Raw genomic sequence first — 14,043 nt, 5'->3', positions numbered from 1 at the left:
GGGCCCGGCCCCCGTCCGCCACGGCTCAGGCCTCCTGGGGGTGTTCCTCGGTGGCGCGGGAGTCGGTGAGCGTGAGCGCGCCGCCTGCCGCGACCAGGCCGACGATGACCGCCAGCACGGCGTAGGTGATCCGCTCGCCGTGGAAGAACGACGCGACCAGGGCGTCGCTCCAGGTGCCTGCGGGCAGCTGTGTGGTGACCAGCGCGGCGATCATCGTGCCGACCACGGCGGTGCCGATGCTGCTTCCGACCTCCTGGGCGGTGTCGTTGAGCGCCGTGCCGATCGACGTGCGGTTGTCGGGCATCGCGTCGACGAGTGCGATGGCGCAGATCGTCATGACGGTGCGCAGGCCGACGGTCATCAGGACCATGCAGGCCGCGATGGCGCCGTACCCGTGGTCGACGCCCCAGGACAGGCCGGCCAGCGAGCCGGCCATACAGGCCGCGCCGACCAGGCAGGCGATGCGGTGGCCGAACCTCCCCGCGAGCCACTCGGACAGGGGGGTCGCGGCGATCATCGTCACGATGAGCGGCAGGTTCGCCAGACCGGCGCGGACGGGGCTCCACCCGTAGGCGTACTGGAAGTGGAGGATCAGGCCGAACATCACGGCGGCCATCGCGATGGCCGTGCCGATCTGCGCGATGGCTGCGCCGCGCACGGTGCCGCTGGAGAAGAGGCGGAGGTCCAGCATGGGCGAGGCGCTGCGGCGCTCGTGCCACACGAACGCGATGCCCGCGGCGAGGGCGCCGAGGAGCGAGGCGAGCGTGATCGCGGAGAGCCAGCCGTGCTCGACGCCGCTGGTCAGCGAGTAGCAGGCGAGGCCGATGGTGGTGACGCTCAGCGCGGCGCCCGGCAGGTCGAGCCTGTCGCGGGTCAGGTCCTGCGGCCGGTCGGCCGGGACGCCGAGACGGACGCCGATGGCCGCGATCAGTGCGATCGGGGCGTTGACGAGCAGGAGCCACTGCCACCGCACGTGGGCGAGGGCGGTGCCGCCCAGCAGGGGGCCGAGGACGAAGCCGGACATGCCGACGATGATCATCAGGGTCATCGCGCGCATCCGCAGCGCCTTGTCGTCGAACAGCCGGAAGACCAGCGAGTTGGTGATGGGGGCCATCGCCGCCGCGGCGATGCCGAGGCCCGCCCGCAGGGTGATGAGCTCCCCCGCGGTGGACACGGCGACGACGCCCAGGCTCAGCAGGCCGAACACCGCCAGGCCGACCAATAGCACGCGCCGGCGCCCGAGCCGGTCGGCCATCGACCCCGCCGTCAGCAGCAGACCGCCGAACGTCAGCGAGTACGCGCCGGTGACCCACTGCAGCGCGGTCGTGCCGCTGCCGAGATCCCGGCCGATCGTGGGCAGCGCGATCGAGAGCAGGGTGTTGTCGACCATTTCGACGAAGAAGGCCAGACAGAGCGCGGTCAGGGGGATCCACGCGGCCAGCAGGGACGGATAGGTGCGTGGCGGGGCGGGCGCGGTGGCGGTGGTGGTGGTCATGACGGCCTCCTTCCGGAACGCCGTCGGCTATCGAACGACGTTCTACAATGGAACGTGGTTCGACCATAGAACGTCGTTCGAGAAATGTGCAAGCTGTGATTGGATGGGGACCATGACAGGCCCGCGACCACGACCCGCCGACCGCCCTTCCCGGGGACGTCAGCGTGGATCGCACTCCATCGAGACCGTTCTCTCCGCGGCCGTGGCCCTGCTCGACGAGGCGGGCGAGTCGGCGCTGACCCTCCGCGCCCTCGCGGCCCGGCTCGGCACGGGCGTCGGCAGCATCTACTGGTACGTCTCGGGCAAGGACGACCTGCTCGACCGCGCCATCGACCATGTCCTCGGCGGCGTGCTGGCCGCCGTCGAGGGGCAGCGGAGCAGCGGCGATCCGATCGACGACCTGCGCATGATGGCCGTCACCCTGTTCGACGCGGTCGTGGACCGGCCGTGGCTGGGCGCGCACTTCATGCAGAACATCAACCTCGAGGGCAACGCGTTGCGGCTCTACGAGGAGCTGGGGCAGAAGACGCTTCAGCTCGACCTCACCCCGCGACAGCGGTTCCACGCCGTGACGGCGGTCGTGGGCGTGGTGGTCGCCAACGCCGCCGACCTGGGCCAGGAGCCGCCCCCGGAAGTGGTCGACGGCTTCGTGGACCGCGACGAGTTCCTCGGCCGCTACGCCGCGACGTGGCGCACGCTCGACGCCGGGAAGTACCCGTTCGTGCACGACATCGTCGACGAGTTCGACGGACACGACGACAAGGAGCAGTTCCTCGCCGGGCTGGAGCTGACGCTGACGGGCCTGCGCCTTCAGGCCGGTGCCTGACGCCGGGCCGCCTCGGCTTCTGCGGGTGGGGCATCACCGGAAGCGCCACGTCGACGTGCGCTGAGGCGGTAGCGGGCAACGGCAACGAAAAGGCCGGCCGGGCGCACAGGGCGCCCGGCCGGCCTCTTTCGCGGCGTGCTAGTCCGTACCGGACTCCATCGCCGCACGGTCCAGCATCTCGTCGGCCTCGGAGACCTCGCCGCGGGAGGCGATGGCCTGGGCGCCGCCCTCGGGCAGGGAGCCGATCAGGCCGGTGGCGGCGGCCTGGGCCGCGCCGATGGCCGGGTTGGCGGTGCCGATCAGGCCGAGGCCCGCGTACTGCTCCAGCTTGGCGCGGGAATCGGCGATGTCGAGGTTGCGCATCGTCAGCTGGCCGATCCGGTCGACCGGGCCGAACGCGGAGTCCTCGGTGCGCTCCATGGACAGCTTGTCCGGGTGGTAGCTGAACGCCGGGCCCGTGGTGTCGAGGATCGAGTAGTCCTCGCCGCGCCGCAGCCGCAGCGTCACCTCGCCGGTGACGGCGGTGCCGACCCAGCGCTGGATCGACTCCCGCACCATGAGCGCCTGCGGGTCCAGCCAGCGGCCCTCGTACATCAGGCGGCCGAGCCGGCGGCCCTCGTTGTGGTACTGGGCGAGGGTGTCCTCGTTGTGGATCGCGTTGACCAGGCGCTCGTACGCGGCGTGCAGCAGCGCCATGCCGGGGGCCTCGTAGATGCCGCGGCTCTTGGCCTCGATGATCCGGTTCTCGATCTGGTCCGACATGCCCATGCCGTGGCGGCCACCGATGGTGTTCGCCTTCATCACCAGGTCGACGGCGGAGTCGAACTTCTCGCCGTTGATCGTCACCGGGCGGCCCTGGTCGAAGCCGATCGTGACGTCCTCGGTCTCGATCTCGACCGAGGGGTCCCAGAACTTCACACCCATGATCGGGTCGACGGTCTCCACGCCGGTGTTCAGGTGCTCCAGGGTCTTCGCCTCGTGCGTGGCGCCCCAGATGTTGGCGTCGGTGGAGTACGCCTTCTCCGTGCTGTCACGGTAGGGCAGGTCATGGGCGACCAGCCACTCCGACATCTCCTTGCGGCCACCGAGCTCGGTCACGAAGTCCGCGTCCAGCCAGGGCTTGTAGATCCGCAGGTGCGGGTTGGCGAGGAGACCGTAGCGGTAGAACCGCTCGATGTCGTTGCCCTTGTACGTGGACCCGTCGCCCCAGATCTGAACGTCGTCCTCGAGCATCGCCCGCACCAGGAGCGTGCCCGTGACGGCGCGGCCGAGCGGCGTGGTGTTGAAGTACGCCCGCCCGCCCGAGCGGATGTGGAACGCCCCGCAGGTGAGCGCGGCCAGCCCCTCCTCGACGAGCGCCGCACGGCAGTCGACCAGACGCGCGAGCTCGGCGCCGTAGGCCTTGGCGCGGCCGGGCACGGAGGCGATGTCGGGTTCGTCGTACTGGCCGATGTCGGCGGTGTAGGTGCACGGGACGGCGCCCTTGTCGCGCATCCACGCGACCGCGACCGAGGTGTCGAGGCCGCCCGAGAAGGCGATGCCGACGCGCTCGCCGGTGGGCAGGGAGGTGAGGACCTTAGACATAGGAAGATTATGCATCATCTCGCATGAACATGCAACGAGAGGCGGATCCGGCAGGTTTCCCGGCCCTCGCGGTCACCTCATCCGCCGGCGGACCCGCTTCACCTCGTCGCTGACGGTCCAGGCGTCGGCAACCGGTCCCAGGTGGCCGAGCTTGTCGGGGTTGATCACCGTGCGGATGGTCTGGATCCGCCCGTCGAGCACGTCGAGGGCCAGGGTGTGGAGCACCTTGCCGTCCCTGCCGCGGAAGACCGCTCCGGGCTGAGCGTTGACCTCGTGCGGCTCGAACGTCACGTCGATCCGGGCCAGCAGCGGGAAGACGGAGGCCAGCAGTCGCGTCACGTTCTCGGCGCCGGCGACGGCCCTGGCCAGCTGCGGGGCCTTGCCGCCGCCGTCCCCGACCATCTGTACGTCGGTGGCCAGCAGATCGCGCAGGCCGCTGACGTCGCCTTCGCGAAGCGCGTCGAAGAACCGCCTCGCCAGCTCCTCACGCTTCTGGCGGTCCGCTTCGAAGCGTGGCCTCCCGGTCCGCATGTGCCGCCGCGCCCGTACCAGCAGCTGCCGGCACGCCGGCTCCGAACGCCCCACCGCCGAAGCGATGTCGTCGAACCCGAAACCGAACACCTCCCGCAGGACGAACACCGACCGCTCCAGCGGGCTGAGGCGCTCCAGAAGCAGCAGCGCGGCCATGGAAACCGAGTCGGCCAGCTCCGCCGAGCGCGCCGGATCCTGATACGGATCGCTGAGGAGCGGCTCGGGGAACCATGGGCCCACGTACTCCTCCCGCCGCATCCGCGCGGAGCGCAGCACGTCGATCGAGATCCGCGTCACCGTGGTCGACAGGAACGCCTTGACCGACGTGGGAACGGCCGCCGATCCGTCGAAGCGCAGCCATGCCTCCTGCACCGCGTCCTCGGCCTCGCTCACGCTGCCCAGAATCCGGTAGGCGATCGAGAACAGCAGCGGTCGCAGCTCCTCGAACTCTCCGACCTTGTTCACGCCGTATCTCCCCTGAAGTCTTCCGCCCTGCCGTTTCCTGCGCGGGCACGTTCCGGCTCATCCTGTGCTCGACGGTGGGGCCGTACAAGGCCCTCTGTGGGCACGGGACGTACGACAGCGCCCCAGGCCCTGGCGGACCCTCAGTGGAACTGTCCGGCCCGGTAGTCGCCGGCCGGCTGCTGGGCGATGATGTTCAGCCGGTTCGCCGCGTTCATGAAGGCGATCAGCACCGTGAGGGCGGTGAGCTGCTCCTCGTCGTAGTGCTTCGCGGCCCGCGCCCACACCTCGTCGTCGACCCCGCCGGCCGCGTCCGCGACCCTGGTCCCCCGCTCCGCCAGCTCCAGCGCGGCACGCTCGCCCTCGGTGAAGACCGTGGCCTCGCGCCACGCCACCACCAGGTGCAGCCGGACCGGGGTCTCGCCGGCCGCGGCGGCCTCCTTGGTATGCATGTCGATACAGGCGGCGCAGCCGTTGATCTGGCTGACACGCAGCGCCACCAGCTCCTGCGTCGCGGCCGGCAGCGGCGACTCCTTGAGCGCCTTGCCCGCCGACATGAGGTGCTTGAGGGCCTTGGCGGCGGTGGGGTCGGCGAAGTAGTTCAGTCGCGCGGCCATGGTGTACTCCTCCGTGCTCGTCGATGGTTACACCCCTGAGGACGAGACAGCCCGATGCCCTGTGACACGGGTGGGGAAGACCAGGGTGTCGAGGTCGTCGGCGTGGGTCGTGTCCGTGCGGGTGCAGTCGAAGTGGGTGATGGCCCTGCCGCCCGGAGCAGGTGTGGCGCGGTGATGCCCGCCAGGGGGACCAGTGCCTGTCCGGCGGTGCCCACGGTGCCCGGGACGACGCGCTCCAGCCACGGGCCGAGGGGGCGCGGCTCACGGGTGCGTCCGGTGAAGGCCGCGGTGTACCGCTCGGGGTTTCCGGCTACCCCCGGAACGGCCGGTACGTCAGCTGCTTCACCCGCCGCAGGAACGGCATCGATTCCACGTGCTCGACGCCCTCCAGCGCGCCCAGGCGCTCACTCAGGTAGCGGTACAGATGGCCCGTGTCGCGGGTGATCACCACCGCCACCAGGTTGGACGGGCCCGTGGTCGCCGCCGCGTACGCCACCTCCGGGTGGGTGGCGAGTGCCTCGCCCACCGTGTGCAGGGCGCGGGGCGCGGCGGTGATGCACAGCATGGTGGGGTGGCGGAAGCCGAAGGGGTCGGAGTCGAATTCGACGTCCACGTACAGCGCGCCCGAGGCCACGAGCTGAGCCATCCGGCGCCTGACCACCGACTCGGAGCGGCCCGTGGCCTTCTGGAGTTCGGGGTACGTGGCCCGGCCGTCCGCCTCCAACGCGGCGACCAGGGGTTCGTCCTCGGTGGTGATGACGGCCGGGCCCCGGTGGTCCGGCAGGGGCGCGGGGGTGAGGGCGGCCGACTGTCCGGGCGACAGCGCGCCGCTCTTGTGGAGCCAGCCGGACGGGCCGCCGTAGAAGCGGTGCAGTAGCTGGTGAGCGCGGATGTCGACGATGTGCGGGGTACGCGGCAGCTTGCCGAGGAGCAGGTCGTCCGCGTCGTCACGGGAGCGGACGTTCGCCGTGCACGTCACCTCCGTACCGCCCGAAGTGAGGCCGATCCACGCCGTGTCCGGGCGCTTGGCCAGGGCCTCGGCGATGGCCGTCGCGCCCTCGGGCGCGCAGCGCACGCGCAGCAGCCAGTGGTCGAGCGAGTCCTCGGCGGCCGCGCAGCGGACCCCGACGACCCGGAGGTCCGCCTCGGACCGCAGCCTGCGGAAGCGCCGGGCCACGGTCTGGTCGGAGACGCCGAGCACGGTCGCGATCCGGCTGAACGGGGCGCGGGCGTCCAGCTCCAGCGCGTGCAGGATCTGGAGGTCGAGGGCATCGCCCACCGCGTTGGATTCCATTGTCTGTGGCCCCATCCGTGTCGAATTCCGGCGTCCGGACCTCTCTGGCCGGTGGTTTCGGCCGCGCCTCATCGATCGTACGGGAGTGGTCGCCGGCCACGCCGAAGCCGTACAGGGAGAAACACATGCGCAAGTGGGGGCCGCTCGTCGCGGTCTGTCTGGGGACGTTCATGCTGCTGCTGGACGTCACGATCGTCATCGTGGCGCTGCCCGACATGGCGCGGGTGCTGGGCGCGTCGCTCTCCGACCTGCAATGGGTCATCGACGGCTACGCCCTCGCGCTGGCCGCGCTGCTGCTCGGCATCGGGGCCGCCGCCGACCGGTTCGGGCGGCGCCGGGTCCATGTCGCGGGCGTCGTGCTCTTCGCCGTCGCGTCGCTGGGCTGCGGGCTCGCCTCGTCGCCGGCGCTGCTGGTCGCCGCGCGCGGGGTCCAGGGGGTGGGCGCGGCCGCGATGTTCGCGACCACGCTGCCGCTGCTCGCCTCCGTCTACCGGGACAGGGAGCGGTCCGTCGCGCTCGGGCTGTGGGGCGCGGTGAGCGGGGGAGCGGCCGCGGTCGGGCCGGTGGTCGGCGGGCTGCTGACCGAGGGGCCCGGGTGGCGATGGATCTTCTTCGTGAACCTTCCGGTCAGCGTCGCCGCGATCTGGCTGACGGCCCGGACCGTGCCCGAGTCGCGCGGGGCGCGGGACCGGCGGATCGACTGGGCGGGGACCGTGAGCTTCGCGGTGTTCGCGGCGGCGGCGACGTACGCCGTCGTCCGGGCCGGGAGCCTGGGCTGGACGTCGGCGAGCACGCTCGTCACGTTCGGGATCGCCGCGCTCGCCCTGCTCTGCTTCGTACGCGTCGAGCGACGCGTCGAACACCCGCTGCTGGAACTGTCGTTGTTCCGCAAGTCCGCGTTCACCGGCGTGATGGCCGGAGCGTTCGCGTACAACATGGCCGCCTTCGCCGTCCTGCCGTACACCTCCATCTGGCTGCAGACGGTGCTCGGGCTCAGCCCCGTCCAGGGCGGCCTCGCCCTCCTGCCGCTGGCCGCGACGGCCTTTGTGGTGGCCGCCGTCGGCGGGCGGCTGCTGCACGGGGTGCAGCCGAGGCTGACCATCGGTGTCGGGCTCGTCCTGATCGGCGTGGGCACGCTCGGCCAGGCCGTACTCGGTGCGGGTTCCTCGTGGCCCGCGCTGCTGCCGGGGCTCGTGGTCGCGGGCATCGGTACGGGTCTGGTGACCCCGGCCCTCGCCGGTGCCGCGCTCGCCTCCGTACCGCCGCAGCGGGCGGGCATGGCGGGCGGCGCGGTCAACACCTTCCGCCAGCTCGGATACGCCCTCGGGGTGGCCGTGCTCGGGACGGTGGTGACGTCGCGGATCGGCGAGACCCTCAGCGAGGAGCAGTCGCACGGGCTCGCGGGCGGCGGTGCGCCGGGGCTGCGGGCCGCGGGCGTGCCGGAGCACGCGCTGCGGGCGGCGTTCGCCTCGGGGCTGAACACGGCGGCCGCGGTGGCCGGTGTGGTGGGGGTCGTCGCGGGGGTGGCGGTACTCCTGCTGGTGCGAAAGCCCCCGGAGGGCCGGGAGGGCGGGGCGCCGGAGCGGGTGCGTGGCGGGGACGTCCACCACGGCGGCGCTGTCCGTCCTCGGGACGGCGAGACCACTCCCGCCGCGTAGGTGATGACGACGGGCCTCCCGCCGGCCCCGCCGTTCACCCGGCGGCGGGCGCCGGCCCGTCCGCGGTCCTGTCCGACGCCGTCCTCCCTGACACCTTCCGCAGCTTCTGCGACTATGCGAAGAACAGGGGCTGGTGACCAGGAAAGGACCACTATGTGCGGAATCGTGGGTTACGTCGGTGGGCAGTCGGCGCAGGACGTCGTCGTCGCCGGTCTCAAACGACTGGAGTACCGGGGGTACGACTCCGCCGGGATCGCGATCCTCGCCGACGGGGGGCTGGCCGCCGCCAAGAAGGCCGGGAAGCTTGTCAATCTTGAGAAGGTGCTGGTCGAGAGCCCGCTGCCGACAGGCAGCGCAGGCATCGGGCACACCCGGTGGGCCACCCATGGCGGCCCCACCGACACCAACGCCCACCCGCACCTCGACAACGCCGGACGCGTCGCCGTCGTCCACAACGGGATCATCGAGAACTTCGCCGCCCTGCGCGCCGAGCTCGGCAGGCGCGGCCACGACCTGGTCTCCGAGACCGACACCGAGGTCGTCGCCCACCTCCTCGCCGAGGCGTTCTCGCAGAGCGCGGACCCGGCCGAGGCGATGCGGCAGGTGTGCCGGCGCCTCGAAGGGGCCTTCACACTCGTCGCCGTGTTCGCGGACGCGCCCGACGTGGTGGTCGGCGCCCGGCGGAACTCGCCGCTCGTCGTCGGGGTGGGCGAGGGCGAGGCCTTCCTCGCCTCGGACGTCGCCGCCTTCATCGCCCACACCCGGTCCGCGATCGAGCTGGGCCAGGACCAGGTGGTCGAGCTGCGGCGGGAGGGGGTCCAGGTCACCGGGTTCGACGGGGAGCCCGCCGAGGTGCACTCGTACCACGTGGACTGGGACGCCTCCGCCGCCGAGAAGGGCGGCTACGCCTCCTTCATGCTCAAGGAGATCGCCGAACAGCCCAAGGCCGTCACCGACACGCTCCTCGGCCGGATCGACCGGGAGGGCACGCTCCACCTCGACGAGGTGCGGATCACGCGGGGCGAGCTGCGCGAGGTCGACAAGGTGGTGATCATCGCCTGCGGGACCGCGTTCCACGCGGGGATGATCGCCAAGTACGCCATCGAGCACTGGACCCGCATCCCCTGCGAGACCGAGCTGGCCAGCGAGTTCCGCTACCGCGACCCGATCCTCGACCCGCACACCCTCGTCATCGCCATCTCGCAGTCCGGCGAGACGATGGACACCCTGATGGCGCTGCGGCACGCCCGCGAGCAGGGCGCCAAGGTCCTCGCCATCTGCAACACCAACGGCTCGACCATCCCGCGCGAATCCGACGCCGTGCTCTACACACACGCCGGCCCCGAGGTCGCCGTCGCCTCCACCAAGGCGTTCCTGACCCAGCTCGTCGCCTGCTACCTCGTCGCGCTCTACCTCGGCCAGGTCCGGGGGACGAAGTGGGGCGACGAGATCCGGACCGTCATCCGTCAGCTCTCCGAGATCTCCGGCTCCGTCCACCGGGTCCTGTCGACCATGGAGCCGGTGCGGGAGCTCGCGAGGTCCCTGGCCTCGCACGACACCGTGCTCTTCCTCGGCCGGCACGTGGGCTATCCGGTGGCCCTGGAAGGCGCGTTGAAGCTCAAGGAGCTCGCGTACATGCACGCCGAGGGGTTCGCCGCCGGTGAGCTCAAGCACGGGCCGATCGCGCTCATCGAGGAGGGGCTGCCCGTGGTCGTGGTCGTCCCGTCACCGGCCGGGCGTTCCGTGCTGCACGGCAAGATCGTGTCGAACATCCAGGAGATCCGGGCCCGCGGCGCGCTCACCGTCGTCATCGCGGAGGAGGGCGACGAGGAGGTGGTGCCGTACGCCGACCACCTCATCCGGATCCCGGCAACGCCTACGCTGCTTCAGCCGCTGGTCGCGACCGTGCCGTTGCAGGTCTTCGCCTGCGAGCTGGCGACGGCCCGCGGCAACGAGGTGGACCAGCCGCGCAACCTGGCGAAGTCCGTCACCGTGGAGTGAACAGAGGGAATAACAGTGAGGGTGCGTACGTGATCATCGGGGTCGGGATCGACGTGGCGGAGATCGAGCGGTTCGACGCGGCGCTGGAGCGTACGCCGCAACTGGCCCAACGGCTCTTCGTCGACAGCGAGTTGCTGCTGCCCGGTGGCGAGCGGCGCGGGATCGCCTCGCTGGCGGCCCGGTTCGCCGCCAAGGAGGCCCTCGCCAAGGCGCTCGGCGCGCCCGGCGGCCTGCTGTGGACGGACGCCGAGGTGTACGTCGAGGAGACCGGGCAGCCCCGGCTGCGGGTCCGGGGCAGCGTCGCCGCGCGTGCGGCCGAGCTGGGTGTGCGGCAGTGGCACGTGTCGCTCAGCCATGACGCGGGGATCGCCTCGGCCGTCGTGATCGCGGAGGGGTAGGGGAAGGGATTGTTGCGTACGTTGGAGCCATGCGTACCGCTTACAGCGTCTCGACCGTACGGGCCGCCGAACGGGCCCTGATGGCACGGCTCCCGGAGGGCACGCTGATGCGGCGCGCCGCCGCCGGACTCGCGGCCGCCTGCGCCGATCTGCTGCGGCGCGGCGGCCGGGTCTACGGTTCCCGGGTCGTCCTCCTCGTCGGCAGCGGCGACAACGGCGGCGACGCGTTGTACGCGGGGGCCGGACTGGCCAAGCGCGGTGCCGGGGTCGTGGCCGTGCGGGTGTCACCCGGCCGGGCCCACGAGGGCGGGGTCGCCGCCCTGCTGGCCGCCGGCGGGCGGGTGATGGACGGCGGTGAGGTCAGCCCGCACCGCGACTGGGGCGGGCACATCGACCTCGTCGTCGACGGCATCACCGGCATCGGAGGGCGCGGCGGACTGCGGCCGGACGCCGCCGCCGTGGTGGAGCACTACGCGGCGCACGGGGTGCCCGTCCTCGCCGTCGACCTGCCGAGCGGCGTCGAGGCCGACACCGGCGAGGTGCGGGGGGCCGCCGTGCGCGCCGACGCCACCGTCACCTTCGGCGCGTACAAGGCGGGGCTGCTCGTCGACCCGGCCGCCGAACGGGCCGGGGCCCTGCACCTCGTCGACATCGGGCTCGGCGCCGAACTCCCGGACGTGCCCGACCTGGAGGCGCTCCAGTACGCGGACGTCGCCGCACTGCTGCCCGCGCCCGCCGCGGAGAGCGACAAGTACCGGCGCGGCGTCGTCGGCATCGTCGCCGGATCGGCGCGCTACCCGGGCGCCGCGGTCCTCGCCGTCTCCGGGGCGCTGCGCGGCGGGGCGGGGGCCGTGCGCTACGTCGGCCCGGGGGGCGACGCCGTGATCGCGCGGCATCCGGAGACCCTGATCCACGCCGGCCCGCCGTCGAAGGCCGGGCGCGTACAGGCGTGGGTGGTCGGGCCGGGGCTCGGTGACGGCACGGACGCCGTCGAGGCCGTCTCCGACGTGCTGGCCACGGACGTGCCCGTGCTCGTCGACGCGGACGGGCTGCGGCTGCTGGACGCCGACGTCGTACGGGCGCGCACCGCGCCCACCGTCCTGACCCCGCACGCCGGGGAGGCCGCGGCGCTGCTCGGCGTACCGCGCGAGGAGGTCGAGGCGGGGCGGCTCGCCGCCGTACGCGAACTCGCCTCCCGGTTCCGCGCCACGGTCCTGCTCAAGGGGTCGACGACCCTGGTCGCCACCGACGCCCCGCACACGCCCGTGCGGGTCAACCCGACCGGCACCTCCTGGCTGGCCACGGCGGGCAGCGGTGACGTGCTCTCCGGGCTGACCGGCTCGCTGCTCGCCGCAGGCCTCGCCCCGCACGACGCCGCGTCCGTCGGCGCCCACCTCCACGGCCTCGCCGCCCGGCACGCCTCCGACGGCTCGCCGGTCGCCGCGCTGGACGTCGCGGAGGCGATCGCGTCGGCATGGCGGGACGTACGGGCCTGAGCGAAGCTGGGAACGGAGAAAGGGGTGTGCCGGTGACCGCCAGTAGCGACCTGCGCGTACGACGGGTGTACGACCCCCCGGAGGAGGGTGACGGCACGCGCGTCCTCGTCGACCGGCTGTGGCCGCGCGGCGTCTCCAAGGAGCGGGCCGCGATCGACAGGTGGCTCAAGGACGTCACTCCGTCGGACCAACTGCGTTCCTGGTACCACGAGGACCGCTCCGGGACCCGCTACGACGCGTTCGTCGACCGCTACCGCGCCGAGCTGGCCGACCCGGCGCACACCGCGGCCGTGGACGAGCTGACGGCGCTGGTCCGCGAGGGCGGTCCGGTGACGCTCGTCACGGCGGTCAAGGACGTCCCGCACAGCCATGTCCCGGTCCTCGTCGACCATGTGGAACACGCGTCGCGCCACCACTGACGTGCGCGTCCACCCGCGCGCCGCGCCCTGCGCCGCCCGGCGCCCGGGGGTCCCGCCGGGCGCCAGTGAGACACTGGGCGCGATGAACGAGACAGCGTCCTTGAGAGCCCGTGCCGAGATCGACCTCGCCGCACTCCGCGCCAACGTGCGCGCTCTGCGGGCCCGGGCGTCCGGGGCGCACCTCATGGCCGTGGTCAAATCCGATGCCTACGGACACGGGGCGGAGCGCTGCGCCCGTGCCGCGCTCGAAGCGGGCGCCACCTGGCTGGGCACCGCCACCCCGCACGAGGCGCTCGCCCTGCGCGCGGCCGGTCTCGGCGGGCGGATGATGTGCTGGCTGTGGACGCCGGGCGGGCCCTGGCGCGAGGCGATCGAGGCCGACATCGACGTGTCGGTGAGCGGCATGTGGGCGCTGGACGAGGTCACCGCGGCGGCCGCGGAGGCGGGCCGGCCCGCCCGTGTCCAGCTCAAGGCCGACACCGGCCTGGGCCGCAACGGCTGCCAGCCCGCCGACTGGCCCGAACTGGTCGCCGCCGCCCGTACCGCCGAACAGGCGGGCACCGTCCGCGTCACCGGCCTCTGGTCCCACTTCGCCTGCGCCGACGAGCCCGGGCACCCCTCGATCACCGCCCAGCTCGACACGTTCCGCGACATGGTGGCGTACGCCGAGAAGGCCGGCATCGAGCCCGAGGTGCGGCACATCGCGAACTCCCCGGCGACGCTGACGGTCCCCGAGTCGCACTTCGACCTCGTGCGGACCGGCATCGCCATGTACGGCATCTCGCCCAGCCCCGAGCTCGGCACCCCGGCGGACTTCGGACTCCGGCCCGTGATGACGCTCGCCGCCTCGATCGCCCTGGTCAAGCACGTACCGGCCGGTCACGGCATCAGCTACGGGCACCACTACACGACGTCCGCGGAGACCACGCTCGGCCTGGTGCCGGTGGGGTACGCGGACGGCATCCCGCGCCACGCGTCGGGCCGCGGGCCGGTCCTCGTCGGCGGTGTCCGGCGGACGATCGCGGGCAGGGTGGCCATGGACCAGTTCGTCGTCGACCTGGACGGGGACGAGCCGGCGGTGGGCAGCGACGCCGTGCTGTTCGGCCCCGGGGACCAGGGCGAGCCGAGCGCGGAGGACTGGGCGCGGGCGGCCGACACGATCGCGTACGAGATCGTCACCCGGATCGGCGGCCGGGTGCCGCGCGTCTACCGGGACGACGAAACGCCGGAGGGCCCCTCGGCCGGGTCCTGACCGAACAGGC

General features: G+C 72.6%; 12 protein-coding genes. 7 read left to right on the top strand and 5 right to left on the bottom strand.

Annotated features, from left to right (window positions below):
• Nucleotides 1-25: 25 nt before the first annotated feature.
• Complete coding sequence (locus tag ACFYPA_RS24070; protein ID WP_359078382.1) at nt 26-1,495, bottom strand: MFS transporter; 1,470 nt, start codon at nt 1,493-1,495, stop codon at nt 26-28.
• A gap of 178 nt (nt 1,496-1,673) precedes the next feature.
• Here ACFYPA_RS24070 and ACFYPA_RS24065 point away from each other — a divergent pair, with 178 nt between their 5' ends.
• A complete protein-coding gene (locus ACFYPA_RS24065) occupies nt 1,674-2,321 on the top strand; it encodes a helix-turn-helix domain-containing protein (RefSeq protein ID WP_359078912.1) in 648 nt (215 codons plus the stop codon).
• Nucleotides 2,322-2,459: 138 nt separating this feature from the next.
• Here ACFYPA_RS24065 and argG read toward each other — a convergent pair whose 3' ends face one another.
• From argG to ACFYPA_RS24045, 4 genes are all read right to left on the bottom strand, one after another.
• Nucleotides 2,460-3,905, bottom strand: coding sequence for an argininosuccinate synthase (gene argG / locus ACFYPA_RS24060; RefSeq protein WP_327709375.1), 1,446 nt, complete (start codon nt 3,903-3,905; stop codon nt 2,460-2,462).
• Between the two features lie 72 nt (nt 3,906-3,977).
• Nucleotides 3,978-4,901, bottom strand: coding sequence for an RNA polymerase sigma-70 factor (locus tag ACFYPA_RS24055; RefSeq protein WP_389134101.1), 924 nt, complete (start codon nt 4,899-4,901; stop codon nt 3,978-3,980).
• Nucleotides 4,902-5,041: 140 nt separating this feature from the next.
• The gene (locus tag ACFYPA_RS24050; RefSeq protein WP_359078386.1) at nt 5,042-5,515 is read right to left on the bottom strand and encodes a carboxymuconolactone decarboxylase family protein; all 474 of its coding nucleotides are present in this window, start codon (nt 5,513-5,515) and stop codon (nt 5,042-5,044) included.
• A gap of 310 nt (nt 5,516-5,825) precedes the next feature.
• Entirely contained in the window at nt 5,826-6,809 is a 984-nt protein-coding gene (locus ACFYPA_RS24045) for an AsnC family transcriptional regulator (RefSeq protein WP_359078388.1), read from the bottom strand.
• 125 nt (nt 6,810-6,934) lie between these two features.
• On the opposite strand from ACFYPA_RS24045, the gene ACFYPA_RS24040 reads away from it, so the two are divergent.
• The 6 genes from ACFYPA_RS24040 (at nt 6,935) to alr (ending at nt 14,033) form a co-directional block, all read left to right on the top strand.
• Nucleotides 6,935-8,467 (top strand): MFS transporter, encoded by a 1,533-nt coding sequence (locus tag ACFYPA_RS24040; RefSeq protein WP_359078390.1) that lies wholly within the window; start codon nt 6,935-6,937, stop codon nt 8,465-8,467.
• 153 nt (nt 8,468-8,620) lie between these two features.
• On the top strand, nt 8,621-10,468 hold the full coding sequence (gene glmS, locus ACFYPA_RS24035; protein WP_359078392.1) for a glutamine--fructose-6-phosphate transaminase (isomerizing): 1,848 nt from the start codon (nt 8,621-8,623) through the stop codon (nt 10,466-10,468).
• A gap of 29 nt (nt 10,469-10,497) precedes the next feature.
• A complete protein-coding gene (locus ACFYPA_RS24030; RefSeq protein WP_389134097.1) occupies nt 10,498-10,866 on the top strand; it encodes a holo-ACP synthase in 369 nt (122 codons plus the stop codon).
• A 29-nt stretch (nt 10,867-10,895) separates the two neighbouring features.
• Nucleotides 10,896-12,362 carry an NAD(P)H-hydrate dehydratase gene (locus ACFYPA_RS24025; RefSeq protein WP_389134095.1) on the top strand — a complete coding sequence of 489 codons (1,467 nt, stop codon included), beginning with the start codon at nt 10,896-10,898 and terminating at the stop codon, nt 12,360-12,362.
• Nucleotides 12,363-12,394: 32 nt separating this feature from the next.
• Nucleotides 12,395-12,781, top strand: a complete 387-nt coding sequence (locus ACFYPA_RS24020) for a DUF488 family protein (RefSeq protein WP_359078398.1) — start codon at nt 12,395-12,397, stop codon at nt 12,779-12,781.
• A gap of 82 nt (nt 12,782-12,863) precedes the next feature.
• Nucleotides 12,864-14,033 (top strand): alanine racemase, encoded by a 1,170-nt coding sequence (alr, locus tag ACFYPA_RS24015; protein ID WP_359350782.1) that lies wholly within the window; start codon nt 12,864-12,866, stop codon nt 14,031-14,033.
• Nucleotides 14,034-14,043 lie beyond the last annotated feature (10 nt).

The sequence above is a fragment of the Streptomyces sp. NPDC005775 genome (genome assembly GCF_042871565.1).
GTDB lineage: Bacteria > Actinomycetota > Actinomycetes > Streptomycetales > Streptomycetaceae > Streptomyces.
The sequence above is the reverse complement of the archived record's forward strand: the minus strand, read 5'-3'. Positions and strand labels throughout refer to the sequence as shown.